5 protein-coding genes are annotated in these 3,852 nt (G+C 41.4%); 2 read left to right on the top strand and 3 right to left on the bottom strand.

What is annotated here, in order from left to right; translation table 11 throughout:
• On the bottom strand, window positions 1-1,533 hold a 1,533-nt coding region (locus AB685_RS27990), incomplete at its 3' end, for a PBP1A family penicillin-binding protein (RefSeq protein ID WP_047973880.1).
• A gap of 195 nt (window positions 1,534-1,728) precedes the next feature.
• On the opposite strand from AB685_RS27990, the gene AB685_RS32445 reads away from it, so the two are divergent.
• Together AB685_RS32445 and AB685_RS29975 are read left to right on the top strand one after the other, a co-directional pair.
• Window positions 1,729-1,860: a hypothetical protein gene (locus AB685_RS32445; protein ID WP_277814317.1), complete on the top strand. Its 132-nt coding sequence runs from the start codon at window positions 1,729-1,731 to the stop codon at window positions 1,858-1,860.
• Between the two features lie 38 nt (window positions 1,861-1,898).
• Entirely contained in the window at window positions 1,899-2,189 is a 291-nt protein-coding gene (locus tag AB685_RS29975; RefSeq protein ID WP_053073981.1) for an antibiotic biosynthesis monooxygenase, read from the top strand.
• A gap of 36 nt (window positions 2,190-2,225) precedes the next feature.
• On the opposite strand, the gene AB685_RS28000 is transcribed toward AB685_RS29975, so the two are convergent.
• Window positions 2,226-2,858 carry a response regulator transcription factor gene (locus AB685_RS28000; RefSeq protein WP_047973881.1) on the bottom strand — a complete coding sequence of 211 codons (633 nt, stop codon included), beginning with the start codon at window positions 2,856-2,858 and terminating at the stop codon, window positions 2,226-2,228.
• Window positions 2,833-3,852 (bottom strand): sensor histidine kinase (locus AB685_RS28005; protein WP_047973882.1); only part of this gene is annotated, 1,020 nt, incomplete at its 5' end. The genes AB685_RS28000 and AB685_RS28005, both read right to left, overlap by 26 nt.

Consider the following 3,852-nt stretch of genomic DNA (forward strand, 5'->3'; position numbering starts at 1 on the left):
TGTCATATACCAAGCTGTTTGCTCGGAAACAACTTCTGTTTCCTCCTCATTCGCTCGTCCAATTAATTCCCCATTGCGGTCATAAATAGCGGAGATAAAATGAGGTTCAATCATCTTCCCTTGGTTTGCAAATGCTCTGTATGCCTTCATCATCTCAAACGGGGTTACCCCTTCTTCTAAACCACCAAGGGCAATCGAAAGACCTTTATCAGGAACCTTCATACCAAGTTGCTCTAGAAAGCTGGTGGACTTTTTTACCCCCAGCTCATTTAACAACCAAACAGCTGGCGCATTCGTCGAATGAGTGATTGCATCATACATCGTCACTTGCCCACTGTACTCACTGTTACTATTTCTTGGGGTGTAATCCCCGCCATATGTGAGTGCTTCATCTCTTAGCATAGAATAAGGACCATACTGTCCCTCTTCAARAGCCGGTGCAAACACAGCAAGTGGCTTAAACGCTGAACCTGGTTGTCTCTTAGATTCAACTCGATTCAACCCACGTCTGACGTATTCTCGACCACCTTGAACAGCTAAAATGCCTCCTGTTTTTACATCCATAAAGACTGCCGCGGCTTCAGCTTCTTCGTTGCCCTCTGGAAAATAGTCATCATTTCGAATTCGGTCATAGGTAGATTGCTGCAAGGTTTGACTCATCGGAACAACAATTCTATAGCCTCCTGATAGAACTTCTTCATTGGTCAATYGATAGGTTTCCGCTGCCTCATCTAACACCATATCAATATAGGTAAGGTAAGCATCGTTTTCTGTGATTTTATTGTGGTCAACAGCAATCGTGCGCCCTTTGTATCTAACAGCTTCTTCAGCAGAAATATATCCTCTGCGCTCCATCACCGTCAATACCACATCACGTCTTTGTTTACCACGATCAGGATTTGCAATGGGTGAATAACTATTAGGTGCTTTAGGTAGTCCTGCCAAGAGGGCCCCTTCATCAACCGATAATTCATTTACCGGTTTATTAAAATATAATTTAGAAGCTGCTTGAACACCATAAGCCCCATGACCAAAATAAATTCGGTTTAAATACATTTCAAGCAATTCCTCTTTGCTATATTTGCGCTCAAGATTCATCGCAATCATGACTTCTTTTGTTTTTCTAAGCCATGTTTTCTCATTTGATAAAAAGACGTTTTTGGCTAATTGTTGCGTAATGGTACTACCACCCTCAACTTTCGCCCCTGCTAAAATATCACGATAAATGGCTCTACCAATCGCACGAAAATCTACACCTTGGTGCTCATAGAACCTAGCATCTTCAATAGCGACGAAAGCCTCTTCGACATGGTCTGGTATATCATCTATGGAGACAAGTTCACGATTTTCTATATATAACTTCGTTAATAATTCACCATTTTCATCAACCAAGGAAGTTGTGGTGTTCATCACAAGCTTCTCATTGTCAATGGCAAAATTCCCAGCTAGCAGGATAAAGAGATACCCAACTAGCCCAATCAACACGGTCGAGAGAACGATAATAATGCCTATTGATAAACGTTTCAGAAGCATTTCATCCCTCCTTTTTAACTAGTATATCCCAAGAAAAAAATAGAAACTCCCCAAAAGAAAGTCAATTTCCTCATTCAGACACTCACTTTATTTTAAGCCTAATCGTCATTTTTGCCAATAATCGAGTTCGTACGATATACTTTCTACGAATAGATTGACATTATGTTTCATTTTATGACTGGAGGAGATCATTTGATGGATGCCTTACTTTACCTAAAACAACCAACTGACACCGCCGACTACGTCCACCTTGCACATGAAGAAGCGCCACTTGATTATTGGAACTTCCAACAGAATCGCAAGAAGGCGATATGTACACATTCCTAAGCGCGTAAGGTCAGCTTCCATCTCAAGGCTTTGTCGTAATGAATAATATTCCTGTTACTGAAACTGGGAGAGCTGCATTTGAAGAACGGTTTAATAACCGCGCAGGTTTAGTAGAAGAGGAACCTGGCTTTAAGGCAATTAGAATTTTGAGGCCTGAATCAACAGATACGTATATTGTGATGACCATTTGGGATAACCATGCGTCTTTCATTAAATGGCAGGAATCTAATGCATACAAGCACGCCCACAAGAAGCGTGGAACAAAAGAAGGTCTAAACACTTCGATTTTTCCTCGCCCATCTTTTGTGACAACCTATACCATTAACTAAAGAAACCGACGCGAGTATAAAATCGTGTCGGCTTCTTTATGTAACGAGGCGGTGTCGGTGTGCATAGATGGCAATTTGTGTACGATCTTCAAGAGCTAGTTTTTGAAGAATATTGCTGACATGTGTTTTGACTGTTTTTATACCAATAAACAAATTCTCCGCAATTTCTTGGTTCGTCTTCCCAACCCCAATTAATTTTAAGACTTCCAATTCTCGTGGTGTTAAGCCTTCATGTAATGCCTTTTCCTTAGAGGTTCTCATGTGCTTCATCATTTTATTCGTTACTTTTGCTGCAAGGACGGACTCCCCATTTGCCGCTGAACGGATCGCCTGTGCAATTTCACTTGCAGATGATGTTTTGAGTAAATAACTAAAAGCCCCTGCTTCGATAACGGGATAGACCTTCTCATCATCAATAAAGCTAGTTAAAACAATAACGCGACTTTCCGGGTTCTCCTGCATGATTGCTCTCGTTGCTTCTATCCCATCCATTTTTTCCATCACTAAATCCATTACGATCACATCAGGTGAGAGCTCAAGCGCCATCTTTACTCCTTCAACACCATTACTCGCTTGTCCAACTACTTCTAAGTCCTGTTGTGTGGAAAGAAAAGCATGCATCCCCATTCGTACCATCTCATGATCATCCACTAGTAACACTTTTATCATCTTGGTTTCTCCTCCAAGCAATCGGGATTTTCGCTTCTAATTGCGTTCCTTGATTTGGTACCGATAATACATTTAATACGCCACCTATATCATTCATGCGCTCTTTCATCGTCTGCAATCCATAAGAGTCAGCAGTAACATTTTCAACATCAAAACCTACGCCGTTATCTAAAATTTTCATGTTCATCTCTTGATCAAGTTCTCTAAATTGAAACTCTACTTCCGTTGCCTCGGAATGTCTCAAAATATTTGAGATCGCCTCTTGAATCAAGCGGTAAATTTGATCTTCAATCCCTTTTGGAAGCTCGGTATCAATATCCATGGAGAATATCACACCAACATGGTGCTTCTCTTCAAGCTTTAAAAACAGTTGGCCAGCTCCCTCTTCCAGACTTTTCCCTTCTAAATGAGCTGGTCTGAGATGTAAGAGCAATGCTCTCATTTCGGCTTGCGCTGTATTAGCCATTTTTTCAACCATCTCCAGCTGATCCTCTTGCTTGGTTTCACTTAGTCTAAGAGCTGCCGTCATCATGGAAATGGCAAATAATTGCTGACTAACCGCATCATGCAACTCTCTTGCTAAGCGTTGGCGCTCTTCTGTAACGGCTGCCTTCTTAACTGTTTCTTGCATCGCTGCCCTCTCTGTTGATAGACGTTGCAAAGAAGCAATTTGTTCTTCTATTTGAGCAGCCATTCGGTTCATTCTTTCCGCTAGTTCGGTTAACTCATCTTCCCCTTCAACTGTTAAGCGATGTGAGAATGTTCCACGCTCAAAACGTGCAGCCCCGTGTACGAGAGTATCAATCCTTTTTTTCAACGGGAGTGCTTGAATCGCACMAGATGTTACTCCWACAAGTACGAATGTCGCAATCAACCAAATAAAAAGTGGCATTTCTAAAAAGTGAAGATCGAATAATAACAGCAAGCCACGTGGATCATGGTAGGTGAGGATAAAAGCAACAAAGATGGCCATCAAGGCTGCAATAAAGACGTT

Source organism: Bacillus sp. LL01 (assembly GCF_001037965.1).